Below are 26,069 nucleotides of genomic sequence, written 5' to 3'. Positions count from 1 at the left end.
GTCCGCCAGTGACTTCCGGGAAGTTCCTCCCCCCCGCCCCTTCAACCACTCCGGGCGCCCTGCTCGAGGTGCGCGGCCTCCAGGTGGACCTGCCCACCCGCCACGGCATGGCGCGAGCGGTGCGCGGGGTGGATTTCACGCTCGCACGCGGCGGCACGATCGGCCTGGTGGGCGAGTCGGGCTGCGGGAAGTCGCTCACCGCGATGGCGCTCATGGGGCTGCTGCCCGAGGGCGCCCGGGCCACGGGCCGCGTGCGCTTCGACGGCCAGGAGCTGCTGGACATGCCCGACGCCGGACTGGCGCGCCTGCGCGGGCGGCGCATCGCGATGGTGTTCCAGGAGCCAATGACGGCGCTCAACCCCGTGCACACCATCGGCGCGCAGGTGGCCGAGCCGCTGCGGCGCCATCTCGGCATGGCGCGGGCCGAGGCGCGCGCGCGGGCGGTGGCATTGCTGGACCGCGTGGGCATACCGCGGGCAGCGCAGCGCTTCGACGCCTATCCCCATGAATTTTCGGGCGGGCAGCGCCAGCGCATCACCATCGCGATGGCGCTGGCCTGCGGGCCGGACGTGCTGATCGCCGACGAGCCGACGACCGCGCTGGATGCCACCGTGCAGCGCCAGATCCTGGAACTGATCGCGGGGCTCGTGGCCGAGCGGGGCATGGCGCTGGTGCTGATCTCGCACGATCTGGGCGTGGTCGCGCAGAACGTGGAACGGGTACTGGTGATGTACGGCGGCAGCGTGGTCGAGGACGGCCCGACGCGCGAGGTGTTCGCGCACCGCGCCCATCCCTACACCCATGGGCTGTTCGCTGCGCGGCCGCGCTGGACGGAAGAAGCCGGAAGCGCGGCCGGAGGCAGCCGGGCGAGGCTGCCGACCATTCCCGGCACGGTGCCGGAGATCGGCGCGCTGCCGCCGGGCTGCCCGTTCGCGGGCCGCTGCGCGTTCACGGTGGCGGACTGCGACGCCGGCTTGCCGGTGCCTGTGGAGGTGGGGCCGGCGCACCATGCGCGCTGCATCCGGCTGGAGGCCGTGGAGGCGGCACAGACAGCAGAGGCGGCGGAGGCACGGCGGTGAGCGGGCAGCATGCCCCGGGCCGCGCTGCGGCGGAGGCGGACGACCTGCCGGCACCGCTGCTGGAAGTGCGCGGCCTGGTGCGCGACTATCCGCTGCCGCGCGAGCGCCTGTGGACTCCGGCACCCCGCTTCCGGGCGCTGGACGGCGTGGATTTCGCGCTGGCGCCGGGCCGCAGCCTGGGTGTGGTGGGCGAATCGGGCTCGGGCAAGTCCACGCTGGCGCGGCTCGTGATGGCGCTGGACACGCCGACCGCGGGCCAGGTGCTGCTGCGGGGGCGCGATCTGCACGCGCTCGGCGCGGCGGGCCTGCGCGCGGCACGGCGCGACGTGCAGATGGTGTTCCAGGACCCGTATGGTTCGCTGGATCCGCGCATGACCGTGGAGCGCATCGTGGCCGAGCCACTGGCGGCGCTGGCGGGCCTGCCCCGCCCGCAGCAGCGCGAGCGCGTGGCCGAAGTGCTGGCCCAGGTGGGCCTGCGCCCATCCGATGCGGGCAAGTATCCGCACGAGTTTTCCGGGGGCCAGCGCCAGCGCATCGCGATCGCGCGGGCCATCATCACCCGCCCGGCCCTGGTCGTGGCCGACGAACCGGTGAGCGCGCTCGACGTCTCGGTGCAGGCCCAGGTCCTGAACCTGCTGCAGGACCTGCAGGAGCAGGCCGGGCTCTCCCTGCTGCTCATCAGCCACGACCTGGCCGTGGTGCGCCACCTGTGCGACGAGGTCGTGGTGCTCAGGGAAGGCCGCATCGTGGAGCGGGGAACGCCGGACGTGCTGTTCCGGTCACCCGGGCATCCCTATACCCGGGAACTGGTGGCAGCCGTTCCCCGGGTGGCGTCCGGGCAGGAGGGCAGTGCTTCGTATTCATAGATATGTGATGTGGCTGTGGCTGATCCACCAGGCGCAAGGGCTCGCGGACCTGGCCGCCCCTGTCCGTTGAGCGAGGATCTGCCCATCCTGCCGGGCGCCATCGTCGATGCCCGGCCTGACCGCTGGGGCGAGCGCGTCATCCGCCATATCGACCGCCCGGCGCGTCTGTCGATCCTGGAGATGCTGCCGTTCGCGGGCGACGACCGGCTCGGGGGCGCCGGGGTGACGGTGTCGGACCGGCCTGGCGACGCCGGGCAGCATGGTGGAATGCGCCACGTGGTGTAAAAACGCACCCGGACCCACCGGAGACACACCGCCCATGCCCATCGACCGCCGCACCCTCCTCGCCGCAGCTGCCGCCTCGCCGCTGGCACTGCCGCTGCCCGCCCTGGCCCAGCCCCGGAAGGACACCGTCGTGCTGGCGATGACGCTGGAGCCGCCGGGCCTGGATCCGACGTCTGGTGCGGCATCGGCCATCGGCGAGATCACGCTCTACAACGTGTTCGAGACGCTGACCCGGATCAACCCCGACGGCAGTACCTCCCCGCTGCTGGCGGAACGATGGGACATCTCCCCGGACCTGAAGACCCTCACTTTCCACCTGCGCCGGGGCGTGAAATTCCACAATGGCGCAGCGTTCAATGCCGAGGCGGTGAAGTATTCCTTCGACCGTGCGGCCGTGGAGAAAAGCACCAACAAGGACAAGCGCACCTTCGCGAACCTCACGGCGCAGGTGGTGGACGAGCACACGGTGACCGTCGCCAGCAAGGAAGCCGATCCGGACCTGCTGTTCCTGCTCGGCCAGGCCACGGCCGCGATCGTGGAGCCCACGAGTGCGGAGGGCAACGGCGTGCGGCCGGTGGGCACGGGGCCCTACCAGTTCACGGCCTGGAGCCAGGGGGCGTCCGTCACGCTGACCGCGTGGGACGGCTACCGCACGCCGGGCACGGCGAAGATCCGCCGCGCGGTGTTCCGCTTCATCTCCGATCCTGCCGCCCAGGTGGCGGCCCTGATGGCGGGCGACGTGGACGCGTTCCCGCGCGTGGCGCCGCGCAGCGTGCCCCAGTTCAAGGCCAATCCGCGCTTCCAGGTGATCGTGAGCGGCTCCCGCGCCAAGACCATCCTCGCGATCAACAACCAGCGCAAGCCCCTGGACGATGTGCGCGTGCGCCGGGCCATCGCGGCAGCGATCGACCGCAAGGCGGTGATCCAGGGCGGCGCGGACGGGTTGGGCGTTCCCATCGGCAGCCATTACGTCCCGGGCGCGTTCGGCTACGTGGACACCACGGGAGTCAACCCCTACGACCCCGACAAGGCCCGGCGGCTGCTGGCGGAGGCTGGCGTGAAGACGCCGCTCGAGCTCACGATGACGCTCCCCCCCACGCCCTATGCGCGCCAGGGCGGCGAGGTGATCGCGGCGCAGCTGGCCAAGGTGGGCATCGTGGCGAAGCCGAGGAACGTGGAATGGGCGCAGTGGTTGAGCGGCACCTATGCCAACAGGAACTACGACCTCACGCTGATTTCCCACGTGGAGCCCTTCGATCTGGGCAATTTCGCCAAGCCCGACTACTACTGGGGATACCGTTCGCCGCGGTTCGACGCGCTTTACGAGCAGATCAGGAACGCGGCCCAGCCCGCCGACCGGGCCCGGCTGCTGGGCGATGCGCAGCGGCTGCTGGCGGAGGACTGCGTGCACGCGTTCCTCTACCAGGCGCAATGGGCCACGGTGGCCAACCGGAACCTGCGGGGCCTGTGGAAGGACATGCCCATCTTCGCCAACGACCTGTCGGCGCTGTCGTGGGCGTGAGGGGAACCTCCGGCATGCCGCGCAGGCCGGCACCACGCCGGGCATGAACCCGCGGCACATCTTTTTTTTCGCCCCTACTTCCCTGGACACCCCACCGAATGGATACCCTGATCATGGCGGCCCTCATCGCCGCCGGCGTGCACATGCTGAACCTCCGGCAGCAGCGCCGCCGCATCGGCCTGCTGGCCCGCCATCTGGCGAACTACCAGATCAAAAAGCTCATGGAGAACCTGCTGGAAGGGTACCTGCGGGCGCTCGGCGAGAAGGAGGAAGCGCGGCGCGACCAGATCTGGCAACTGCTGCGCACCACGGAACAGCAACTGGCGGAGCAGTTCCAGCGCTTCGCGGCGGAGTTTTCGCAGGTGCCGCCCGAGAAGACGCGCGTGAGCCGCATTCCGGTGGCCCTGCCTTTCGCGCTGCAGCTGTTTCCCGCGGTGTCCTTCGACCTGCGGCAGGCGTTCGTGGTCCATGCGCAGGGCATCGCGCGCGGCGTGCGCAACGATGCCGGCCTCACGCAGCGCGACAAGGCTTTCACGCTGACGGCGGAGCTGCTGCTGATGCAGCACACCTGCCACTGGTTCTGCAAGTCGAAGACGGTGGCCTCGGCGCGCATGGTGGCCCGCCACCGTACGCCGCACCAGCAGTTGGTGGAATCGGTATCGCCGGAGACGCGGCGGGCCTACCTGTCGCTGACGGGCGGATGAGACGACGCAGTCAGGGGCGTCCCGGACGTGGCCTGGTCTTGGTCCATCTCGATCACTATTTCCGTCGCACCCGCTGCAGAGGCATGGCCCGGACCCAGTACCCTGCCAGCCTCGGACAGGGAGAGGGTCTCGGGCGCGACGTCGAATTCTGCGCTCAACTGCTGGTTCAGTAATTTAACGAAACCCAGCAGGTTCCCGATCTGGTCCTGGGCCAGCAAAGCCTTCATGTCCTGACCCGCACGTGATCCGCGGCGTTGGGCCAGCGATTCGCTCAGGCCGCCCATGACGCCGCGCAGCACTTGCTTCCCCAGACCGACATCGACTTCGCCCTCTCGCCGGTTGTTCTTGACGGAAATGGCAGTGTGCTGGTTGCTCGCCCCGATGGCCGCCATGACACCGGACAGCACCGACACCCCCACGGTCTGCGCGACCGGGGCCTGCCGCGTGCCTCCGGATGCCGCGGACGTCACCTTGCCGATGATCGAGGACGCGGCACTGCCGAAGACCCCGAGGTGGAAGGCCTGCCCGAGCCGCTGCGCGGTCTGCGCGGAAAACTCCTTCACCGTGTACTTGGCAACGAGATCCCGCCATAGCTGCTCTGAGAGCACCGACTTTTCCGATGCGAGGAGAAGGGACTGCGCGAGTCCGTCGGGGTCCAATTCCGACAACCGCCCTTCCCGGAGCAGCGTCGCATCGTTCTCCATGCCGGCGAGGGCCGCCTGATCGCTCGCCCGACTGTCGGTCTCGCCCTGCCCGGCGGCCGGCGGACGATCGGCCAGCAGGCCCCGCAAGGTTGTCACCTGCCGCTCCACCTCCGCTGAAACACGCTTGACCAGGGACTGCATCGGCATCGAGATGAAACCCCGGAGCTTTGCGGTATCGATGTCATCCGCGTCCAATGGCTGCCCACGGGCCAGCTTGTCGGCACCCGAAGCGGTGAAGAATTGTCCGTAGAGCAGGTTCAGGACATTGTTGTATTCCTGCTTGGCCCTTTCGTCGAAACCCGCGGCGACGTGCTGGGCTGCCGTCAGCATGAGTGAGGCCACCACCTGCAGCGTGGGCGGCAGGACCCGGGCGGCTCCCGACTTGCCCACCAGCCCCAGCAGGCTGGCTGCGGGGGAACGCAAGGTCCGGGGCACGAACTGCCATCTGTTGCCCATCCATTGGCGTTCATGCGCTCCCTGCGTCATCATGAATTCTCCATGGGTCTTGTGCAGTTTCTTCTCGGAGTCCAGCCACTGCCTCGCCTGCAGGTGCAGTTCTTGGCGCGCCTCGCGGGTGAGCCCGGAAAGCGCCGCGAGCACGGCGTCGGGTGGACCTCCCAGGGACGCCTGGATGCCGTGCTCTGCCAGCGTAGCGCGCATCCGGTCGTGCAGGGCACTGAACTGAACGACTTCGTGTTCCAGCGCTTTGGAGAGTTCGGGCAGCCAGTGCCTGTCGTTGATGTTCTTCTTGTCGGGAACGATCACCGGGCCGTGGCGTTCGCGAAGCGACTCGCACAGGGTCACGACGGCCGACTGCTGCAGGGCGTTCATGGGAGCAGCGATGGCGGCCGTGCCGAACCCGATCCCGGCGCCGGCCCAGGGATTGCCCGTGGCGTAGTTGACCCACGGCGAGACGATATATTGCAGCGCATTGTTCATGAACGATCCGGTGGGATTCGGCAAGCCTGACAGGAAAGCGCTGCGCTGCAGTGCATCCACATCCTCTCGGTCCAGGCCCTGGGCTCCGTACCATGCCTCTACATCGGTTTCCGACACCTCCCTCATGAGATCCGAGTGCGTGGGTATCTGCCTCATGAGCGGACGCAAGCGGTTCACCAGGTCCACGGCCATCTGTGGATTGACCTCCCGGGATGATTGCTCCGCGAGCGACACCTGCATACGCTGCAGAGCTGCGCGCCGTGCGGCCGGTGGTGTGGAAGCAATCGCACCGCCCCGCTCCGCCTGCAGGGCTCCCCGCGACTCGGTAATGCCTGCCTCCAAGTCCAGGCTCGCCCCGGACTCGGCAGCTCCGGTGGTGGACGGCAGGCTGACGCGGGGCCGCACGGCGGCCTGCTGCCCGTAATCCGTCGCCCGCGCCTGCAGGCCGGTAACTGGTTCCGATGCATTGGATGGACTCGCCGCGTCTGGCTTTCCCTGTCCAATCTCCGCATCGGAGACCGGCGACTGCAGTTTGTTCATTCGGCCGGATGCGCGATGACTGATGATGTTGTTGTCCATTGCAAACCTCCACTCCTGTGATTGGATAACCTGTATCCACCACATTTGGAATGATCAGTCGGAGACATAACGGCAGGCCGAGCGAAGCGATGTCGTGGTTTTCGAACTTTCAGGAGGAGCGCATCACGCCCAGGCACAGGTACTCGATGACCAGAAAGCCACCGGTTCCGTAGCGGGAGCCCTCGCGCCACCGACCGGATTGCTTCACGCCGCCGAACAGGCCGCCTCGTCAGACCGCATCTGCGGCGCATCGGACAGCACGATGGGGACGAAGAAAGCTGCCGCCCGTGCATGCGGCTTGCCGCCCGCCAGGATGCGCGCCCTTGTCCACGACGTCCAACAGGTGCTCCTGGACCTCCTTCAGGGCGGCCTCGTCGATGGGCGAAACATGATCTACGCCTTCGTCCATGCCGTTTCCGACCTTCAGGCGCCGCATGGCCTCGGCCAGCTTTCCCACGAGGCGCCATACACTCCGGCCGGCACGTAGATGCGGTTGGCGCACACGCAGGTCTGGCCGGCGCTGCAGAACTTGGACACGATGGCGCCCTGCCCGGCGAGGCTGTAAGGCATCCGCCCGAACCGGCAGGCGGTGCCGCGCCCTCAGCGCACCATGCAGGGCCGCTTGTTGTCGAAGCGCCAGCCCGGCACGAGGTACTGCATGGCGACCGCATCGTCGCGCGCGCCCAGGCCGTGCTGCAGGTAGAGCCGGTGCGCGGCCTCCACCGCGTCCATGTCCAGCTCCAGCCCCAGGCCGGGGCGCTGCGGCACCTGGATCTGCCCGCCCTCGATGCGGCAGGGTTCGCATGTGAGGTGCTGGCCGTCCTGCCAGATCCAGTGGGTGTCGATGGCCGTGACCTTGCCGGGCGCCGCGGCCGCCACGTGGGTGAACATGGCGAGCGACACGTCGAAGTGGTTGTTGGAGTGCGAGCCCCAGGTCAGGCCGAAGGCCTCGCACACCTGTGCCACGCGCACCGATCCGGCCATGGTCCAGAAATGCGGGTCGGCGAGCGGGATGTCCACCGATTGCAGCGACAGGCTGTGCGACATCTCGCGCCAGTCGGTGGCGACCATGTTGGTGGCCGTGGGCAGGCCGGTGGCACGGCGGAATTCGGCCATCACCTCGCGGCCGGAATACACGCCCTCGGCGCCGCAGGGGTCTTCGGCATAGGCCATCACGCCGTGCAGGTCACGGGTGAGGCGCACGGCATCCTTCAGCAGCCAGCCGCCGTTGGGATCGAGCGTGACGCGCGCCTGAGGGAAGCGCTCGTGCAGCGCGCGGATCGCCTCCACCTCGTCCTCGCCGCGCAGCACGCCGCCCTTGAGCTTGAAGTCGGCGAAGCCGTAGCGCGCGTGGGTGGCCTCGGCCAGGCGCACGATGGCCTCGGGCGTGAGCGCTTCCTCGTTGCGCAGGCGGAACCAGTCGTCCTGCGCCCCGGATTCGTCGCGGTAGGCCAGGTCGGTCTTGCGGCGGTCGCCCACGTAGAACAGGTAGCCCAGCACCTGCACGGCCTCGCGCTGCTGCCCGTCGCCGAGCAATGCGGCCACGGGTACGCCCAGGTGCTGGCCCAGCAGGTCGAGAAAGCACGATTCCACGGCGGTGAGGGCATGGATGGTCACGCGCAGATCGAACGTCTGCAGGCCGCGGCCACCGCTGTCGCGGTCGGCGAAGCGCGCGCGCATCGCGTTCAGCACCGCGCGGTGGTTGCCCACGCCCTGCCCCACGATCAGCGCGCGCGCGTCTTCGAGCGTCTGCCGGATCTTCTCGCCGCCCGGCACTTCGCCCACGCCGGTGCGGCCGGCGCTGTCGCGCAGGATCAGCAGGTTGCGCGTGAAGAAGGGGCCGTGCGCGCCGCTCAGGTTCAGCAGCATGCTGTCGTGGCCGGCCACGGGCACGACGCGCAGGTCGGTGATGACGGGCGTGGCGCCCGGGGCCTGGAGGTGCTCGGAAGAGGTCATGGTGAATGAGGAAAGGAAAGTAAGTACTGCACCCGGTGCCCTATCCGGCGCGCCGTGCAACCACCAGATGGCCGCTGGGCAGGCCACGCCAGCGGACGCCGTGCGCAGCACGGCGAGAGCACAGGGAAGCGGCGCAGCCGCTCAGGGAGGTGCCGTTCACTGGTCGGAGGTGATCTTGCGCGTTTCGATGAGCTGCTTCCAGCGGGTCCATTCGCGCGCCTGGAAGGCCGTGAATTCGGCCGGCGTGCTGGCCACGATTTCCAGGCCCTGCTCTTCCATGCGCCTGCGCACGGCAGGATCCTTCATCGATGCGATGGCGGCGGCGGCGAGCTTGTCCTTCACGGCGGCGGGCAGGCCCCTGGGCGCGGCCATGCCCTGCCAGGAATACACCTCGGCACCCGTCACCCCGGCCTCGGCCAGCGTGGGCACATCGGGCAGCACGGGCGAACGCCTGCTGCCGGTGACGGCGATGGCATGCAGCTTGCCCGCGCGGATGTGCGGCAGCACGGCGTTCACGTTCTGGAAAGAGAAGTCCACCTGGTTGCCCAGCAGGTCGTTGATGGCCGGCGCACCGCCCTTGTAGGGAATGTGCAGGCCCTGCGTGCCGGTCTGCTGCCAGAACACTTCGGCGGCCAGGTGATCGGAGGAGCCGTTGCCCGAACTCGCGAAGCTCACCTTGCCGGGCTGGGCCTTGAGCTGGGCGATCACGTCGGGCACCGTGCGGGCCTTCTGCGCCACGTTGGCCACGAGCACGTTCGGCGCCTGCACCGGCACGGTGATGTAGTCGAAGTCCCTGGTGGCGTCGTAGGGCACGTTTTTCTGCAGGTGCGGCGTGACGACGAAGGCGCCCAGCGAGGACACCAGCAGGGTATAGCCATCCGGGGCCGCGCGTTTCACGAAGCCCGCGCCGATGGTGCCGGTCGCGCCGGGCCGGTTGTCCACCACGAAGTTCTGGCCCAGCCTGTCCCCCATGTACTGGGCCATGGCGCGCGCCACCATGTCGGTGGAACCGCCCGCGGGGAACGGGACGATGATGGTGACCGGCTTGTCCGGCCAGGCGCCCTGCGCGAAGGCAGGCGGCGCAGCGCAGAGCATGGCGGACAGCGAAAGGGCGGCGCAGAGGCAGCGCCGGAATCGGGTGGCGGGCATGGCTTTTGTCTCCTTTTTGCGGATGTTAACGTTAACATCCATCGAACGCAGAGGGTAAACCCTGCACGATGGATCGGCAGTTCCGTCACCCGGCGCCATCGCTCGGAGCAGCACCCCCTAGACTCACCGGATGGCCCTGCTCCCCGACTCCCCTTCCCTGCCCCCCGGTGCGGCCGCCCGTGCAGGGTCGTCTGCCCGCGCGGCCGTCACCCTGCGTGAAGTGGCCGACCGTGCGGGGGTATCGATGATCACGGTATCGCGCGCGCTGAAGACTCCGCAGCAGGTCAGCGAGGCCACCCGGGCCCGCGTGGAGGAAGCCGTGTCCGCCCTGGGCTACGTGCCCAATCTGCTGGCGGGCGGCCTGCGCTCTGCGCGCAGCCACCTCGTCATGGCCCTGGTGCCCACCATCCGCGGCCAGCTGTTCGGGGAAATGATCCAGTCGCTCACCGATGCGCTGCATGCGCGAGGGTTCCAGGTGGTATTCGGCGAAGTGGGCTACGCAGCGTCGCGCGAGGACGAACTGCTGCGCGCCATCGTCGGGCGGCGCCCGGACGGCATCGTGCTCACGGGCGTGATGCATTCCCCCGAGGGACGGCGCCTGCTGCTCGCTTCGGGCATTCCCGTGGTGGAAACCTGGGACACCACGCCCACGCCCATCGACATGCTGGTCGGGCTGTCGCACGAGCGGCTGGGCGAGGCCGTGTGCCGCTACCTGCATGGCCGCGGCCGGCGCCGGCTGGCGCTCATCAGCGGTGACGACGAGCGCGCCGCGCGACGCCAGCGGGGTTTTTCCGAGGCCGCCCGGCAACTGGGCCTGCAGGAGCCGGTCCTGCGGTGGGTCCCCGCCCCCACGTCGCATGCCCAGGGGCGCGAAGGACTGGCTGCGCTGCGGAAGGACGCCCCCGACATCGATGCCGTGTTCTGCAGTTCCGACATGCTGGCGCTCGGGGTGCTCACGGAGGCCCGCGAGCACGCCATCACGGTGCCGCAGGACCTGGCCGTGGTGGGTTTCGGCGACATCGAGTTCGCTGCCACGCTGGCGCCCAGCCTGACCACCGTGCGCATCGACGGCACGCGCATCGGCCGCACGGCAGCGGCCTTCATTGCCGATCGGGCGGAGGGCCGCGCCGTGCCCGAACCCCGGGTGGACATCGGGTTCTCGATCGTGGAGCGCGAGAGCGTTTGATGCGATGCAGGCAGGCGCGGGCGCGCACTGCGTGTTGCGCTTCGCGGTATCGCGAGGCTCTGCGCTCCTCCATCCGGCAACTGGCGGCGTTCGCGCAGGATGGAAAGATGACATCCATTCCTCCATCATTCCGTCCGGGCCGCACCGAATCCGCCCGGCCCGCGACCCCGGTGCCCGGCGGCGAAAGCGGCACGGCACGGCCGTCGCAGACCCGCCGCTCATCCCGCCGCGATGCGGCAGGACCGCTGGCAGAGCTGCGCGGCATCCGTGGCCCGGGCCTGGGCCGCCCGCCATCCCGCGCAGGACTGCGCGCCCCCCGGCAGGCGCCGGCGGCAGCACTTTGGCCCGCGCTCCTGTTCGCGGCGCTCTGGACCCGGGCGGAAAGCTCGCGCCCGGCGCGCACGCCAGTGCCCCTGTCCGCAGCGGAAGCCGCGGTCCTCGAGCGGCTCAGGCAATCCCGCCCCGCCCGGCCGCAGAACTGCATTCTGTTCAGTGATCCCAACAAGGACCCGGACGACGCGGTGTCCTTCGTCATCGGAAAACCCTTGCAGGACATGGGGCTGGCGAAGATCCACCACGTCGTGACCACACTCGGCCCTGCCGACATCCGGAAGGAGCGCGCGCGATTCGCCAAGGGGGTATTCGATGCCCTCGGCATGCCCGAGGTCGCCGTATCGGCGGGCCGCGAGTACGACATCGGCCGGCGATCGGCAGACCATGGTGTCTTTCTGCGGCGAGGAGAATCGCTATGCGTTCCGGAAGACCGCCTGGGGCCGGAAGCAGGGCAGGACATCGGCGGCAGCCTGGCTCGCCTGGACGGCAAGGCCACGCTGGTGGCGATCGCCGGAATGACCGACGCCAACGCCCTGCTGCAACAGCACCCTGATCTCGTCAAGGAGAAGGTGGAACGCATCGTCATCATGGGTGGCATCGAGCAGGCCCCGGACGCCGAAGGGTGGGTGCAGCCCGACGAACGCGCCTACAACAACCACACCGACCAGGCCGCCGCGCGCGCGTTCTACCGCACGGCCCAGGAATACGGCATTCCCCTGCGCATCGTCAGCAAGGAAGCCGCCTATCAGGCGGCAGTACCGCCGGAGCTCTACGAAGCGCTGGGCCAGACCGGCCACCCCGTGGGCAGCTATCTGATGGACATCCAGCGCGACGCACTCAGGCATCTGTGGCGGAGCATCATGGAAGGCCAGATTGCCCGGCTCGACAAACGCTGGTTCTATGACACGTTCGTCGCCCGACCCGGGCAGGACGCACCGGCCTTCGAGGCGTGGCGGGCATCCGCCGAGGCATCCTTCGACGCGGTGTGGGAAAGCATCAGCCGGCTGAACCTCTACGATCCGCTCACGCTGCTCGCCGCCGCCGACGGGCCCGCAGGCATGTTGTTCCGCCCGGCCACCGTGGAAACGCGGGGCACGGGCGGGGTGGAACTGATCGGGGCCGGGCAGGTGGCCGCCCCGGCGGACGCCAGGAACCTGATGTCCGCGCTCGCCAAGACCGCGCTGGGGAGCTGACGGGGCGCGCAGCGGCGGGCGGAGCCGGGGATCAACGCATCGGGATCACGAGCACCTTGCGCGGCGCCGTGCATCCCGGGCCTTCATAGGGTCCGCTGTCGCGCTCCCAGCCCGGGCCGGGAGACACCTGCGCACAGACGCGCTGGCCGTCCACCTTGCTGCGCCAGTAATACCAGGCGGCAGGACCGGCGTGCGCGGCCATGCAGCACACTGCTGCCAGTGCGGCGCAGGCCGGTCGGCGCCATGCCGCCTTTCTTGCCATGGCCTTGTCGAGCATGCGGAACTCCTTTGGTCGCCGATGTCCGCGGCGATCCTGGCCGCATTGTGCGGCCCCCGTGTGAAGCCGGCGCAAAGCAGGGATTTGCCGTGGGCCGTCAGCGATCGGGGAACGGCGCGGTCACGATCCAGCCTTCCAGGGGATCCATGCCGGCAGGCAGCCCGTAGAGCGCGTCGCCCCGGGCATGGCGCTGTGCCGCCCACGCGGCCTGCACGAGGCACAGCACGGCATCCAGGCTGTCGCCGCTCGCGTCACCGGCCAGCGTGTCCCGCTGCGCGTGCGTGAGCGCCAGCCGCAGGCCCAGGCGGGTGGCGCCCGCTTCCAGGCCCGCGACCAGGTCCTTGCGGGCGATGAAGCGCTCGGTGGTCTGCTTCGCCACCTCGTCGCTCTTGTAGCTGCGCCGCCCGAGGATCTCGCGCGCCAGCAGGCCCGGATAGGCCTCCAGCGCCACGCGCGCCGGATCACCGGCCCGCAGCCCCGGAATGTGCACGCCCGCATCGATCAGCAGCGGCAGCCCCGCGTGCAGCATGTAGGCCACGGGCGGGTTCACCCATTTCATGGAGGTGCTGGATCCGGCCGGCCCGTCGGTGGCGCGGTGGGCGAACTTCGCGCCCACGGGCCGCGCGGCGCAGAAGGCAGCGAACGTCTCGCGGATCTGCGGCCGGGTCAGGCTGCGGTAGTGGGCCATGCTGCCGGCCCAGTCCATGGGCCAGCCCAACGTCTCCAGCAGGCCGCGCGGGAGTCCGAACGGCAGGTCGAAGCCTCCCACCCAGGCGCCGGGAGCTGCCAGCCAGCGGCCGAAGGACTCCAGCGTTTCGAACCGCTCCAGCGCCGACAGCGCCACCCGGCCCCCGCGCTCGTGGCCGAGCGCGACCACGATGGGCTTGCGCCGGCCGGGGCTGCTGGAGAAGTCGCAGCCGAGCAGCAGCGGCCGGGGGACAGGGTCAGCAGGGAGCGCCGGTGCCGCCATGGACTAACCCAATGCCAGCGCCACCACGCCGGCCGCGATGAGCACGGCGCCCGCCAGGCGGGCTGCGCGGTCGCCTTCGCCGAGCAGGTGGCCGCCGATGAGGGCCGCGAACAGCATCGACACCTCCCGGGCCGGCGCGACGTGCGAGAGGGGCGCCTCCTGCATCGCATAGAGCACCAGCACGTAGGCCACCGGACTCACCACCGCCACGACGACGGCGAATCGCCACTGGGCGCGCCACAGCCGGCGTGCCGTGGGCACGTCGCGCAGCACGACCGGCGCCAGCAGCGCCACCCGCACGAAGTTGCCCATGTAATCCACGAGGATGGGCGACATCAGCAGCACCTTCACGGCGTAGCCGTCCACCACGGTGTAGCTCGCGATGAAAGCGCCCGTGAGCAGCCCGTAGGCGATGCCCTTGTGTACCCGGGCGCGCGCGACGGGGTCGTGCGACGCCCGCAGCAGTGCCGGTCCGCCGGCGATGAGGAACACCCCGCCCACCACGCCTGCGATGCCGGCCAGGCCCAGCGCGCTGATGTGCTCGCCCAGGAAGGCGATGGCCATGAAGGAGGACAGCAGCGGCCCCGAGCCCCGCGCCACGGGGTACACCACGGTGAGGTCCGCCTTGCGGTAGCCGCGCAGCAGGATCACGTAGTAGGCGACGTGCAGCAGACCGCTGGCAGCCACGAAACCCCACTCCACGGCGCCCCAGAGCGGCACGGCCTCCCGGCCCAGCCATATACCGGCCGGGGCCCAGACGACCATCATCACCGCCGAGGTGAAAAAGGCGAAGCGCGCATCGCCCCCCGCCTTCTTGGCGACGATGTTCCAGCCCGCGTGGATGAGGCCGGCCAGCAGGATGAGCGCGAAGGCGGAAAGGGGCATGCGGGGCCCTGCGGCGGCAGGGCGACAGCGGAACGGAAAGCGCCGGGCAGCCCGGGAGGCTGCAGGCGCGCCGCGTCAGGTGCGGCCGATGACCGACGCCGTGGCCATGAGCTCTTCCAGCAGCGCCAGGGAGACCCGGCCGGACACCAGGTACGGATCCAGTTCCGGCTTCTCGGAATACTTCAGCAGGGTCGAATGGTTGATGCGGCCGAGGTTCACCTGGCCCATGGTCCAGCCGCCGAAGCGGCGCTCCTCGATTTCCTCGAAGTGCAGGAGCTCGACGTCCTTGTGGCGGGGGTCGCGCAGGATGTGGCCGTAGAGTTCGTTCACGGCGGAGCGGCCGCCCTCGATGGCCTGCAGGAACACGCCGCCGCCATAGCACAGCACGCCGGTGATGCCGCTGCCGGGGTTGTGCTGGCGCGACTGGGCCAGGATGTCTTCGATGGCCGCGCTGGAGGTATCCACCGCGCGGCTCGCATAGAGCAGGCGTACGAGCATGTCAGGTCCTTCCGGGGATGAGCGAGAGGAATTCCCGGCGCAGCGCGGCGTCCTTCAGGAACACGCCGCGCATCACCGAGTTCAGCATTTTGCTGTCCATCTCGCGCACGCCCCGCCAGGACATGCAGAAGTGGCTGGCCTCCATCACGATCGCGAGGCCGTCGGGCTGGGTCTTTTCCATGATGAGGTCGGCCAGTTGCACCACGGCCTCCTCCTGGATCTGCGGGCGCCCCATGACCCAGTCCACCAGGCGCGCGTACTTCGACAGGCCGATGACGTTGGTGTGCTCATTGGGCAGCACGCCGATCCACAGCTTGCCGATCACGGGGCAGAAATGGTGGCTGCAGGCGCTGCGCACGGTGATCGGCCCGACGATCATGAGCTCGTTCAGGTGCTCGGCATTGGGGAACTCGGTGATCGCGGGCTGCTTGACGTAGCGGCCCCGGAACACCTCGCCCAGGTACATCTTCGCCACGCGGCGCGCGGTGTCCTGGGTGTTGTGATCGCCGGCCGTGTCGATGACCATGCTGTCGAGCACGCCCTGCATCTTGGCCTCGACCTCGTCGAGCAGTTGCTCGAGTTCGCCGGGCTCCAGGAAATCGGCGATGTTGTCGTTGGCATGGAACCGCTTGCGGGCCGCGAGCAGGCGCTCACGAATCTTGGCCGAGACAGGCGCGCCTTCGGGCGGGGGAGCGCTGTTCGGATCGTCGGCGAGGTGTGTGAACATGCAGGCGATGGTACCAGCGATGCGCCACCCCGGCTCGACAAGGGTTTCGCCGACTCTGGCGGCGCCAACGGGCCACATCGAGCTACCAAATCAATAGCAAACGCCGATAGGCAGGGCCGCCTCAGTACCGGCTGCCGGTCACCCACAGAGCGAGGCGCATGAGCGCGAACGCCACCCGGTCGCGCAGCCGCTGGCCCCAGGGGCGCGCCCCGCAGGCCTGCGGGTCCAGCCGCCGGCCGGCGTGCTCCATGGCGTCCACCAGCCGCTCCCGCAGCACCCGGGCGAATCCTGCGTCCTCCACCACCACGTTCGCCTCGCGCGCCAGCAGCATGGACAGCGGATCGAGGTTGGACGAACCCACGGTCGCCCAGGGGCGCTCTCCCTGCGCGTCGATCACCGCCACCTTGGCGTGCAGGAAGCTCGGCGCGTACTCGTGGATTTCCACCCCGGCCGCCAGCAGCGCGCCATAGACCGGCCGCGCCGCGTGGTACTGCATGAAATATTCGTAGCGCCCCTGCAGCAGCAGCCGCACGCGCACGCCGCGGCGCGCGGCCAGCACGAGCGCGTGCCGCAGCTTGCGCCCCGGCAGGAAGTAGGCGTTGGCGATGATGACTTCGTGGCGGGCGTTGCCGATGGCGCGGCGGTAGGCGCGCTCGATGCGGCTGCGGTTGCGCAGGTTGTCGCGCAGCAGCAGCCCGGCACGCAGCCCGTGCGCCGCCGTAGGGCCATCGGACGCGGCCTCCCGGGCCCTGCGCTCCGCCTGGCGCGCCTGCGCGGCGGCGCGCAGATCGCGCATCAGGTCGGCCAGCCGGTGCTGGCGTGCATCGCGCGTGGCCTGCAGGCGCCACCAAACCTGCTCCATGGCTTCGCCGGCCTCCTCCACGAGGCGGCCTTCCACCCGCACGGCGAAGTCGAACCGCGGAGACTCCAGCGCGCCATGGTTGGGGTCGTGCAGGTCGTCCAGCACATTGATGCCGCCGCAGTACAGCACGCAGCCGTCCACCACGCACAGCTTGCGGTGCAGGCGCCGCCAGCGCCTGGGCAGCAGCAGGCCCAGCGGGCCCAGCGGCGAGTACACCTGCATGCGCACCCCGGCCTCTTCGAAGCGCTCGGGCCACGGCGGGCAGAGGCGGCCCGTGCCCACCCCGTCCACCACGAGCTGCACGCGCACGCCCCGGCGGGCCGCGCGGATCAGCGCCTCCGCGATGTCGGCCCCGGAGCCGGTGCAGTCGAAGATGTAGGTCTCGAACTGGATGTCCGAGAGCGCCGCATCCATGTCGGCCACCAGCGCGGCGAACAGCTCCGCCGAGCCCTGCAGCAGCGCGACGCGGTGCCCGCCGGACAAGGGGGCCGGAGCCGCGCGGCGCCGGCGCAGGGTGAAGCGGGGCACGCCGCGCCGCGGTGCGGGCGCGGACGCGGGTGCCGGCGCAGCGGAACGCGGGGCCTGCGGCGTCACAGCCGGAATTCCGCGATCAGCGGCAGGTGGTCCGACATGCGCCACCAGATGCGGCCGCGCGGCACGTGCAGGCCCATGGGCTCCATGCCGCGCACGTACACGTGGTCCAGCTGCACCAGCGGCAGGCGGGCCGGATAGGTCAGCGCGCGCGGCTCCCCTTCGTACTCGCGCAGGCCGAACGCCGCCAGCGCGTGCTTGACCTGCCGGCCCCAGTCGTTGAAATCCCCCGCGACCACCAGCGGCGCGCCGGGCGGTACCTCCCGCGCCACGAAACGCTGCAGCTGCTCCACCTGCCGCACCCGGCTGCCCGGGATCAGGCCCAGGTGGACGACGATGGCATGCACGCGGCGGCCCTGGACCTCGACCTCCACATGCAGCAGCCCCCGCTGCTCGAAGCGATGGTCCGACATATCCTCGTGCTGGTGGCCGATCACCGGCCAGCGCGTGAGCAGCGCATTGCCATGCTCGCCATGGCGCGTGAACGCATTGGTGCGATAGACCGCCTCGTAGCCCTCCGGGGCGAGGAATTCGGCCTGCGGCAGCTCGGGCCAGCGCGGGAAATGCCGTGCACCGCGCCGGTGCACCTTGCGCACCTCCTGAAGGCAGACGATGTCGGCGTCCAGCTGCTCGACCGCATGGCCGAGGTTGTGGATCTCGAGCCTCCGGGCGGGGCCCAGGCCCTGCACGCCCTTGTGGATGTTGTAGGTGGCAATCCGGAGAATGCCGGTGCCGTCGGAGACGTCCCATGGTTCCATGGCGCGATTGTGGCGCAGCCTTCCGGCCTCCCGCGCTTTCCCTCTCCCGTTCCCGGCCGCCAGGCCCTACACTGGCACGTCGCCTCTCCACCTTTTCCTCAAGCCGCTCCGCGGCCCTCCATGTCCAGCGCCAAAGCCGCCCACCTCGCCGAATCGCAGGCCCTGGTCATCGATGGCAACGCCACGTCGCGCAGCATCCTGGTGGCGCAACTGCGGGAATACGGCATAGCGCGTGTCGTGCAGTGCAGCAGGGTGCAGGACGCGCGCGCGCGCCTGGAACACACCGTGTTCGACTACGTGCTGTGCGAGCAGTACTTCCAGGAAACCGGGCAGTCGGGGCAGACGCTGCTCGATGACCTGCGCCGCGCGCAGATGCTGCCCTTTTCCACGGTCTTCTTCATGGTGACGGCCGAGGCGTCGTATGCGGCGGTGGCCGAAGCGGCCGAATCCGCCCTCGACGGCTACCTGCTCAAGCCGTTCACGCCCAGCGCCCTGTTCGAGCGGCTGTCGCTGGCGCGGCTGCGCAAGAACCACCTCAAGCCCATCTTCGACGCGATCGGCGAGGAGGACTTCGAAGGCGCGGCCAGGCTCTGCGTGCAGCGCTTCGAGGCGCGCGAGCCCTATTGGCTGTATGCCGCGCGCATCGGCAGCGAGCTGCTGCTGCGGCTGGGCCGGCACGACGAGGCCCGCACGCTGTTCGAGGCCGTGATCGATGCACGCGCCCTGCCCTGGGCCAAGCTGGGCGTGGCCCGCTCGCAGATCGAGGCCGGCCAGGCACCGCGCGCGGTCACGACCCTGCAGGGCATCATCAGCGACGACGCATCGTTCGCCGACGCCTACGACGTCCTCGGGCGCGCGCAGGTCGAGATGGGCCAGTTCGAAGAGGCGCTCGGCACCTACCGCACCGCGGCGCAGCTCACGCCCGATTCCGTCGTGCGGCTGCAGAAGCTGGGCATGATGGCCTATTACCTCGGCGACCACGATACCGCCACGAAGATGCTCTACCGCGCCGCGGTGCTCGGCCTGGACTCCAAGCTCTTCGACTATCAGTCGGTGGTGCTGCTCGCGTTCAATTACTTCGACACGACCGACCGCAAGGGGCTGGAGCGCTGCATGGCGGATTTCGCGCGCATCCGCGAGCGCCATCCGGCCAGCCAGCGCCTGCTGCGCTTCGAGAACGTGGTCCGCGCCCTGCAGCTGATCCTGCAGCGGCAGTTCGCGCAGGCGGTGGCCGGAGTGCGCGGGATGGCCGCGGAGGCCACGGCCCCGGATTTCGACTTCGAGGCCGCATGCAACCTGGTGGGATTGCTGGCCGTGCTGACGCGCACCTCCATCGACCTGCCGGACGCTCCTGGATGGATCGAATCGCTGGGCATGCGCTACTCCAATACGCGCAGCCTGTGCGAGCTGCTGGCGCGGGCCGGCAGCCTCTGCCCGGAATACGCGGAAGCCCTGCGGGCCTGCCTCCCCCGGGTCAACCGGGCAGCGGAAGAAGCGATCGCCCGCAGCCTCGGCGGCGATCCGGCGAGCGCCGTGGACCAGCTCCTCGCGCATGCGGACGGCACGCTGAACACCAAGCTGCTGGACCTGGCACAGCAGGTGCTCACGCGCTATGCCCCCCGGCTGGATGCCTCGGTGGCCGCCCGGCACCAGGAACGCATCGACACCCTGCGCTCCCGCTGCGGCCATGCCCCGGCCAGGGCGATGCTCGGACAGGGCACGGAGCGCAAGCCCGGGGAACTCGTGCTGCGCACCGGCCGAGCGCCCGCCGGCGCAGCCGCCAGGGCAGCCGCTTCCATGCCTCCCGACACGGACAGCGGGCCGGAAGCCGACGCCTCCCATGGCGGAGATGCCGCCGACATGCTGCGGCTGCGCCCTGTCTGAGCGCCTGGCGCCACGATCCGCCAGCGGCGCGGGTCTCTCCGCCCGAGGTCAACCGGGGTCTTCCGGGCTCGCGCAGGCCGCGAACCGCGGAAGCCACAGGCAGGCCTCCGCATTCGACGGCGAGAAACAGGCCAGCGCGGCCTCGCGCCAGGGCAGCCACCGCCAGGCGTCATGTTCGCGCGGGTTCAGCGCCACCGGCGTGCCCGCGGGCACCCGCAGCCCGAACAGCCGCTCGCGGTTGCGCACCACGCCCGGCGCATAGCGGTACAGCCATTGGGGCCAGATGTCGTACTCGTTCTCGAGAAACCAGTCCGTCAGCACATGCCCTGGCGCCCGGGCATCGATCCCGGTCTCCTCGAACACCTCGCGGACGGCGGCGGCCTCGAAGGGCTCCTCCGGCCAGTCCTTGCTGCCCGTGACGGACTGCCAGTGCGGGTCCCCGCCGCCTGCGCGGCGGATCATCAGCACCTCGAGGGCAGGCGTATGGATCACCACCAGCACCGACTCGGGAATCTTGTAGCCCGCGACGCCGCGGGATGGAGGTGCCTGGGGCCGCACGTATCCCTGGCGCATCAGCCAGCCGCCATCAAAGCCGCCAGGTCCAGCGCCGGCCCGCCACGAGAGAGTGCATACCCACCACGGGACACACCCGCTCCCCCGATGCCATGGAAAGGTCGAACCACTGTAAGCAAATCGCACCCGCCGGACTCTCGTCAACCCTGAGCCGGCGTTCAGCTGCCTGCCGCGGTTTTGCGCACCGGCACCGCCGGAGGCAACTCCTTCGCCTGCAGCGCGCGCACCTGCGCCACGAGCTGGTTGTGCGCGTCGAGGAACGCCGCGGCGATCACCTTGCCCTCGTTGGTGTTGCTCCAGCCGGCCCCGGCGCCGCCGCCCAGGCGGCCCAGCACCAGGCCGCCCACGCCCAGGTCCGTGGTGCGGGCAGCGCCCGTGGCGGCGGCCACCTGCTCCGTGGTCTCGTTGTCCGACAGCAGCAGCGCCGTCTGGGCCTCCTTGAACTTCACCTGCTCCGCAAGGCCGATGAGGCCGGCCATGTCGCGCAGCCCGGGGATCATCGCGAGGATGCCGCCCAGGCCCCTCCCGGCATCCTGCTCGCTGAAGGTGACGCTCGGCGTCAGGGTGTATTGCGCCTCGTAGCCCCGGCCCTTGTGCACCGTGGTGTCCTTGCGCAGAACACCGGCCTCGCGCAGTTCCTGCTCCTGTACCGTGCCGCGCAGGCCAGCCGACCGGTCCACCACGCGGAAACATCCGCTCTGCTGGGCGAGCAGCTTGACCAGCGGCACGGGCGACGCCGGCAGCTGGTAGGCCGAGCCCATCACGTAGCCGTTCGGGTTCTCGGCCAGCGCCAGCGTGGCGACCGGTGCGTCGCAGCGCACCAGTTCGTGCGCGGCGTTGCGCGCGCCCTGGGGGCCGGCCGAACCGCTCACCACCGAACCGCCCTCGCCCAGTTCCGTCTTCTTCTCGCCGCAGGCCGCCAGGGCCAGCACCGCCGCCAGGGCCGCGGCGCCCTTCGCGAAAGTCCGCATGTGACAGGTTCCTCGCTAAAAAAAATGGCAGAAGCCGCGAGGCCCCTGCCATGCCGGGTCAAACCGTTGCCGGCCTCCGGTCAGGCGGCCTTGGCGGCGTCCGGGTTGCGCAGGCGGATGTGCAGTTCGCGCAGCTGCTTTTCGTCCACCGGGCTCGGGGCCTGCGTGAGCAGGTCCTGCGCGCGCTGGGTCTTGGGAAAGGCGATCACGTCGCGGATCGACTCGGCGCCCGTCATCAGCGTGATGAGGCGGTCCAGGCCGAAGGCGAGGCCGCCATGCGGAGGCGCGCCGTACTGCAGCGCGTCCAGCAGGTAGCCGAACTTGGCGCGGGCGTCCTCGGGCGTGAGCTTGAGGGCCGCGAACACCTTGCTCTGCACCTCGGCACGGTGGATCCGCACCGAGCCGCCGCCCAGCTCCCAGCCGTTCAGCACCATGTCGTAGGCCTTGGCGAGGCACTTGCCCGGGTCGGTATCCATCAGGTCTTCATGGCCATCCTTGGGGCTCGTGAAGGGATGGTGCACGGCCACCCAGCGCGCGTCGTCCTCGTCGTACTCGAACATCGGGAAGTCCACCACCCAGAGGGGCGCCCAGACGTTCTCGAACAGGCCGTTCTTCCTGCCGAACTCGCTGTGACCGATCTTCAGGCGCAGCGCGCCGATCGCGTCGTTGACCACCTTGGTCTTGTCGGCGCCGAAGAACAGCAGGTCACCGTCCTGCGCGCCGGTGCGCTTCAGGATCTCGGCGATGGCCGCGTCGTGGATGTTCTTCACGATGGGCGACTGCAGGCCGTCGCGGCCCTTCGCCAGTTCGTTGACCTTGATGTAGGCCAGCCCCTTGGCGCCGTAGATCTTCACGAACTCGGTGTACGCATCGATCTCGCCACGCGACAGGCCGCCGTTCTCGCGCGCGCCGCCAGGCACGCGCAGGGCCACCACCCGGCCGCCCTGCATGTTGGCCGCGCCGGAGAACACCTTGAAGTCCACGTCCTTCATGACCTCGGTCAGTTCGGTGAACTCGAGCTTCACGCGCAGGTCGGGCTTGTCGGAGCCGAAGCGGAACGCCGCGTCCTGGTACGTCATGATCGGGAACTCGCCCAGGTCCACGTCCAGCTGGGTCTTGAACACCTCGGTCACCATGCGCTGGAAGATCGCGCGGATTTCTTCCTCGTTCAGGAACGAGGTTTCGCAGTCGATCTGCGTGAACTCGGGCTGGCGGTCGGCGCGCAGGTCCTCGTCGCGGAAGCACTTGGTGATCTGGTAGTAGCGGTCGTAGCCGGCCACCATCAGCATCTGCTTGTAGAGCTGGGGCGACTGCGGCAGCGCGAAGAACTGGCCGTCGTGCACGCGGCTGGGCACGAGGTAGTCGCGCGCGCCCTCGGGCGTGCTCTTGCCCAGCATGGGCGTCTCGATGTCGATGAAGCCTTCCTTGTCCAGGAAGTTGCGCACCTGGATCGCCGTCTTGTAGCGCAGCATCAGGTTGCGCTGCATGTACGGGCGGCGCAGGTCGAGCACGCGGTGCGTGAGGCGCGTGGTTTCCGACAGGTTCTCGTCGTCCATCTGGAACGGGGGCGTCACCGAGGGGTTCAGCACGTTCAGCTCGTGGCACAGCACCTCGATCCTGCCGCTCTTGAGGCTGTCGTTGGTCGTGCCCTCGGGGCGCGCGCGCACCAGGCCCTTGACCTGCACGCAGAACTCGTTGCGCACGCCCTCGGCCGTCTTGAACATGTCGGCGCGGTCCGGGTCGCACACCACCTGCACGTTGCCTTCGCGGTCGCGCAGGTCGATGAAGATCACGCCGCCATGGTCGCGGCGGCGGTTCACCCAGCCCGCGAGGGTGACGGTTTGGCCCATCAGGGCTTCGGTGACGAGACCGCAATAGTGGGAACGCATGGCCATGGGTGCTTCTTCCTGCGCCCGCGGGGGGCGCCCAAACTGGAGGGAGGTATCAGGCGCCCGCGCGGGGCGCGCCGAAGGGAAAGGGTTACTTGGAATCGGTGAGCGTGAGGTCCGGGGGAGCCACCACGCCCATCGACACGATGTACTTCAGCGCGGCGTCCACGCTCATGTCGAGCTCGATGCAGTCGCTCTTGCGCAGGATCACGAAATAGCCACCGGTGGGATTGGGCGTCGTCGGCACGTACACGCTGACGTAGCCGTCACGCAGGTAGGCGGCCACTTCGCCGCTCGGCGCCCCCGTGATGAAGGCGACGGTCCAGACGCCCTCGCGCGGCCACTGCACGAGCACCGCCGTGCGGAAGGCGTTGCCGCTTTCGGAGAACAGCGTGTCCGAGACCTGCTTGACGCTCGAATAGATCGAGCGCACCACGGGGATGCGGCTCACGAGCCGGTCGCCCCACTCCACCAGCTTGCGGCCGGCGAAGTTGCTCGCCAGCGCGCCCACGGTGAGCAGGATCGCGAACGTGAGCAGCACCCCGAAGCCGGGGATGTGGAAGCCCAGCAGCCGGTCGGGCTGCCAGTTCTCCGGCAGGATCTGCAGGGTCTGGTCGAGCGTGCTGATGATCCAGTGCAGGACCCAGGCGGTGATCACGCCCGGAACGATCACCAGCAGGCCCGTGAACAGCCATTTGCGCAAAGCGGACATCGAGGACGTTCAGCTCTTGGAGGTGGGGGCGGCGGGCGCCGCGGCGGGAGCAGCCGGTGCCGGTGCGGGTGCCGCCGCGGGGGCAGGCGCGGGCGCCGCGGGGGCAGGCGCGGGCGCCGCGGCGCCTTCCGCGGCCGGAGCCGGGGCGCTGGCGCCGCCGCCGTTGCCGCCGCGGAAATCGGTCACGTACCAGCCCGAGCCCTTGAGCTGGAAGCCGGCGGCCGTGACCTGCTTGGAGAACGTCTCGGCGCCACAGGCGGGGCAGACCGTGAGCGGGGCATCGGAGATCTTCTGCAGCACATCCTTGGCATGGCCACAGGAGCCGCATTTATAGGCATAGATAGGCATTTTTTACCGTGCTATTCAAGGCGCGAAGGAGGGTTTGCAAAACCTTCAATTATAGGCAGGCGCTCCGGCACCCCTGCCAGCCCTCATTTCGCGGCCCGCGCGGCCCCCTGAGGCTCACTCCGCACCGACCACGCGGTGGTGGGATCCGTGGCGGTTACCCACCCACTGGGGTGCCAGCGAGCCGGCGAGCATGCCCGCGACGGCGGCCAGCACGCCGGCCAGTTGCGCCGGGAACACCTCGCCCGCGGGCAGCGCCATGAACGCCAGCCAGAAGCCCAGGCCCAGCACGATGGCGCACAGCGCGCCCTGGGTCGTGGCACGCTTCCAGTACAGGCCGAACACCAGCGGCACGAAGGCGCCGACCAGCGGCACCTGGTAGGCGCCGGACACCAGTTCGTAGATGGACGTGCCCTGCATGCGGATCGAATACGCCAGCACCAGCAGGCTGAACACCAGGGTGCTGATGCGCATGGTGCGCAGGTGCTCGCGGTCGGTCATGGAGGGGCGGAACTGGCGCCAGATGTTCTCGGTGAACGTGACGCTGGGCGCCAGCAGCGTGGCCGAGGCGGTGGACTTGAGCGCCGACAGCAGCGCACCAAAGAAGAGCACCTGCATCACGAAGGGCATCTTCTCGAGCACCAGCGCGGGGAGCACCTTCTGCGGATCGTCCTGGAGCAGCGCCGCCGTCTCCGCCGGCATGATGATGAGCGCGCTGGCCACGAGGAACATGGGCACGAAGGCGAACAGGATGTAGCAGATGCCGCCGATGACGGGCCCGCGCGTGGCGGCCTTCAGGTTGTTGGCGGACATCACGCGCTGAAATACGTCCTGCTGCGGGATCGACCCGAACATCATGGTGATGCCGGCCGCGATGAAGAACACCACGTCGTGGAATTCAGGCTCCGGCAGGAAGCGGAACAGGTCGCGGCTGGCCGCGAAATCGATCACCTTGCCGGCCCCGCCCGCCATCTCGCCCGCGAAGACCGCGATGATGGCCAGGCCCGCCACCAGGATGATCATCTGGATGAAATCGGTCACCGCCACCGACCACATGCCGCCGAAGAGCGTGTAGGCGAGGATGGATGCCACCCCGATCGTCATGCCCACCGGAATGCTGATGGCGCCGCCCGACAGCAGGTTGAACACCAGCCCCAGCGCCGTCACCTGCGCCGCGACCCAGCCCAGGTAGCTCAACATGATGATGAGCGAGCAGATCACCTCCACCGCCCGGCCGTAGCGCTCGCGGTAGTAGTCGCTGATCGTGAGCAGCGTCATGCGGTAGAGCTTCGCGGCGAAGAAGATGCCCACCAGGATCAGGCAGAAGCCGGCGCCGAAGGGATCCTCCACCACGTTGCCCAGGCCGCCCTGGATGAACTTGGCGGGGATGCCCAGCACCGTCTCCGAACCGAACCACGTCGCGAAGGTGGTGGTGATGATCATGTAGAGCGGCAGGTTGCGCCCGGCAATGGCGAAATCCGCCGTGTTCTTGACACGCTTGGCCGCCACCAGCCCGATGGCGATGGTGACCAGCAGATAGACGATGACCAGGGTCAGCAGCACGGCATGCTCCTCGATGTCGCGAAGTGAGGGTTGTCGGGAAAGGGAATGCGCAGGCGGCGCTGCGGGGGG

The 26,069-nt window shown here is 69.5% G+C and carries 24 protein-coding genes and 1 pseudogene; 9 read left to right on the top strand and 16 right to left on the bottom strand.

Annotation, left to right across the window (positions count from 1 at the left end; all coding sequences use genetic code 11):
- Positions 1–8: 8 nt before the first annotated feature.
- The 5 genes and pseudogenes from BLR99_RS07485 (at position 9) to BLR99_RS07465 (ending at position 4,456) form a co-directional block, all read left to right on the top strand.
- Positions 9–1,079 carry an ABC transporter ATP-binding protein gene (locus tag BLR99_RS07485; RefSeq protein ID WP_011796664.1) on the top strand — a complete coding sequence of 357 codons (1,071 nt, stop codon included), beginning with the start codon at positions 9–11 and terminating at the stop codon, positions 1,077–1,079.
- The gene (locus BLR99_RS07480; RefSeq protein WP_011796665.1) at positions 1,076–1,945 is read left to right on the top strand and encodes an ATP-binding cassette domain-containing protein; all 870 of its coding nucleotides are present in this window, start codon (positions 1,076–1,078) and stop codon (positions 1,943–1,945) included. Before BLR99_RS07485 ends, BLR99_RS07480 begins: the two co-directional genes overlap by 4 nt.
- A 66-nt stretch (positions 1,946–2,011) precedes the next feature.
- Positions 2,012–2,179, top strand: a pseudogene (locus BLR99_RS07475) (type II toxin-antitoxin system HipA family toxin); the annotation flags it as partial.
- A gap of 85 nt (positions 2,180–2,264) precedes the next feature.
- Positions 2,265–3,752 (top strand): ABC transporter substrate-binding protein, encoded by a 1,488-nt coding sequence (locus BLR99_RS07470; protein ID WP_011796667.1) that lies wholly within the window; start codon positions 2,265–2,267, stop codon positions 3,750–3,752.
- 98 nt (positions 3,753–3,850) lie between these two features.
- Entirely contained in the window at positions 3,851–4,456 is a 606-nt protein-coding gene (locus tag BLR99_RS07465) for a hypothetical protein (protein ID WP_011796668.1), read from the top strand.
- Here the strand turns inward: BLR99_RS07465 and BLR99_RS07460 are convergent.
- Positions 4,432–6,678: a type III secretion system effector protein gene (locus tag BLR99_RS07460; protein WP_139160147.1), complete on the bottom strand. Its 2,247-nt coding sequence runs from the start codon at positions 6,676–6,678 to the stop codon at positions 4,432–4,434. The two genes, BLR99_RS07465 and BLR99_RS07460, sit on opposite strands and share 25 nt — an antisense overlap.
- Before the next feature lie 94 nt (positions 6,679–6,772).
- Here BLR99_RS07460 and BLR99_RS23045 point away from each other — a divergent pair, with 94 nt between their 5' ends.
- A complete protein-coding gene (locus BLR99_RS23045; RefSeq protein WP_158296387.1) occupies positions 6,773–7,165 on the top strand; it encodes a hypothetical protein in 393 nt (130 codons plus the stop codon).
- Between the two features lie 113 nt (positions 7,166–7,278).
- Here the strand turns inward: BLR99_RS23045 and gudD are convergent, their stop codons facing one another.
- Positions 7,279–8,634: a glucarate dehydratase gene (gudD, locus tag BLR99_RS07455; RefSeq protein ID WP_011796670.1), complete on the bottom strand. Its 1,356-nt coding sequence runs from the start codon at positions 8,632–8,634 to the stop codon at positions 7,279–7,281.
- A 156-nt stretch (positions 8,635–8,790) separates the two neighbouring features.
- Complete coding sequence (locus BLR99_RS07450; protein WP_048857434.1) at positions 8,791–9,729, bottom strand: Bug family tripartite tricarboxylate transporter substrate binding protein; 939 nt, start codon at positions 9,727–9,729, stop codon at positions 8,791–8,793.
- Between the two features lie 184 nt (positions 9,730–9,913).
- On the opposite strand from BLR99_RS07450, the gene BLR99_RS07445 reads away from it, so the two are divergent.
- Both BLR99_RS07445 and xopQ read left to right on the top strand, forming a co-directional pair.
- On the top strand, positions 9,914–10,969 hold the full coding sequence (locus BLR99_RS07445; RefSeq protein WP_011796672.1) for a LacI family DNA-binding transcriptional regulator: 1,056 nt from the start codon (positions 9,914–9,916) through the stop codon (positions 10,967–10,969).
- A 107-nt stretch (positions 10,970–11,076) separates the two neighbouring features.
- Entirely contained in the window at positions 11,077–12,495 is a 1,419-nt protein-coding gene (gene xopQ / locus BLR99_RS07440) for a type III secretion system effector XopQ (protein WP_048857421.1), read from the top strand.
- Positions 12,496–12,526: 31 nt separating this feature from the next.
- On the opposite strand, the gene BLR99_RS07435 is transcribed toward xopQ, so the two are convergent.
- From BLR99_RS07435 to BLR99_RS07405, 7 genes are all read right to left on the bottom strand, one after another.
- Positions 12,527–12,772 carry a hypothetical protein gene (locus tag BLR99_RS07435; RefSeq protein WP_017439767.1) on the bottom strand — a complete coding sequence of 82 codons (246 nt, stop codon included), beginning with the start codon at positions 12,770–12,772 and terminating at the stop codon, positions 12,527–12,529.
- Between the two features lie 97 nt (positions 12,773–12,869).
- Positions 12,870–13,742 carry a DUF429 domain-containing protein gene (locus tag BLR99_RS07430; RefSeq protein WP_011796675.1) on the bottom strand — a complete coding sequence of 291 codons (873 nt, stop codon included), beginning with the start codon at positions 13,740–13,742 and terminating at the stop codon, positions 12,870–12,872.
- A 3-nt stretch (positions 13,743–13,745) separates the two neighbouring features.
- Positions 13,746–14,627, bottom strand: coding sequence for an EamA family transporter (locus tag BLR99_RS07425; RefSeq protein WP_011796676.1), 882 nt, complete (start codon positions 14,625–14,627; stop codon positions 13,746–13,748).
- Between the two features lie 75 nt (positions 14,628–14,702).
- Positions 14,703–15,125 carry a BLUF domain-containing protein gene (locus tag BLR99_RS07420; protein ID WP_011796677.1) on the bottom strand — a complete coding sequence of 141 codons (423 nt, stop codon included), beginning with the start codon at positions 15,123–15,125 and terminating at the stop codon, positions 14,703–14,705.
- 1 nt (position 15,126) lies between these two features.
- On the bottom strand, positions 15,127–15,852 hold the full coding sequence (folE, locus tag BLR99_RS07415) for a GTP cyclohydrolase I (protein WP_017439518.1): 726 nt from the start codon (positions 15,850–15,852) through the stop codon (positions 15,127–15,129).
- 121 nt (positions 15,853–15,973) lie between these two features.
- On the bottom strand, positions 15,974–17,242 hold the full coding sequence (gene clsB, locus BLR99_RS07410) for a cardiolipin synthase ClsB (RefSeq protein WP_170838034.1): 1,269 nt from the start codon (positions 17,240–17,242) through the stop codon (positions 15,974–15,976).
- Positions 17,243–17,304: 62 nt separating this feature from the next.
- Entirely contained in the window at positions 17,305–18,063 is a 759-nt protein-coding gene (locus BLR99_RS07405; RefSeq protein WP_048857420.1) for an endonuclease/exonuclease/phosphatase family protein, read from the bottom strand.
- A gap of 120 nt (positions 18,064–18,183) precedes the next feature.
- Here BLR99_RS07405 and BLR99_RS07400 point away from each other — a divergent pair, with 120 nt between their 5' ends.
- Complete coding sequence (locus tag BLR99_RS07400; protein WP_017438931.1) at positions 18,184–19,947, top strand: response regulator; 1,764 nt, start codon at positions 18,184–18,186, stop codon at positions 19,945–19,947.
- Between the two features lie 48 nt (positions 19,948–19,995).
- Here the strand turns inward: BLR99_RS07400 and nudB are convergent, their stop codons facing one another.
- The 6 genes from nudB to BLR99_RS07370 form a co-directional block, all read right to left on the bottom strand.
- Positions 19,996–20,520: a dihydroneopterin triphosphate diphosphatase gene (nudB, locus tag BLR99_RS07395; protein ID WP_011796682.1), complete on the bottom strand. Its 525-nt coding sequence runs from the start codon at positions 20,518–20,520 to the stop codon at positions 19,996–19,998.
- Positions 20,521–20,678: 158 nt separating this feature from the next.
- Positions 20,679–21,491: a CsgG/HfaB family protein gene (locus tag BLR99_RS07390; RefSeq protein ID WP_074686988.1), complete on the bottom strand. Its 813-nt coding sequence runs from the start codon at positions 21,489–21,491 to the stop codon at positions 20,679–20,681.
- Positions 21,492–21,571: 80 nt separating this feature from the next.
- Positions 21,572–23,386, bottom strand: a complete 1,815-nt coding sequence (gene aspS, locus BLR99_RS07385; protein ID WP_011796684.1) for an aspartate--tRNA ligase — start codon at positions 23,384–23,386, stop codon at positions 21,572–21,574.
- Positions 23,387–23,471: 85 nt separating this feature from the next.
- The gene (locus tag BLR99_RS07380) at positions 23,472–24,092 is read right to left on the bottom strand and encodes a DUF502 domain-containing protein (RefSeq protein ID WP_011796685.1); all 621 of its coding nucleotides are present in this window, start codon (positions 24,090–24,092) and stop codon (positions 23,472–23,474) included.
- 9 nt (positions 24,093–24,101) lie between these two features.
- Entirely contained in the window at positions 24,102–24,440 is a 339-nt protein-coding gene (locus BLR99_RS07375) for an FmdB family zinc ribbon protein (RefSeq protein WP_074686986.1), read from the bottom strand.
- A 114-nt stretch (positions 24,441–24,554) separates the two neighbouring features.
- A complete protein-coding gene (locus BLR99_RS07370) occupies positions 24,555–26,000 on the bottom strand; it encodes a high affinity choline transporter 1 (RefSeq protein WP_017438789.1) in 1,446 nt (481 codons plus the stop codon).
- Positions 26,001–26,069: the final 69 nt, after the last annotated feature.

It is taken from the genome of Paracidovorax citrulli (assembly GCF_900100305.1).
Lineage (GTDB): Bacteria > Pseudomonadota > Gammaproteobacteria > Burkholderiales > Burkholderiaceae_C > Paracidovorax > Paracidovorax citrulli.
Note: the sequence above shows the minus strand (reverse complement) of the source record. Positions and strands in the feature narration are given on the sequence as shown.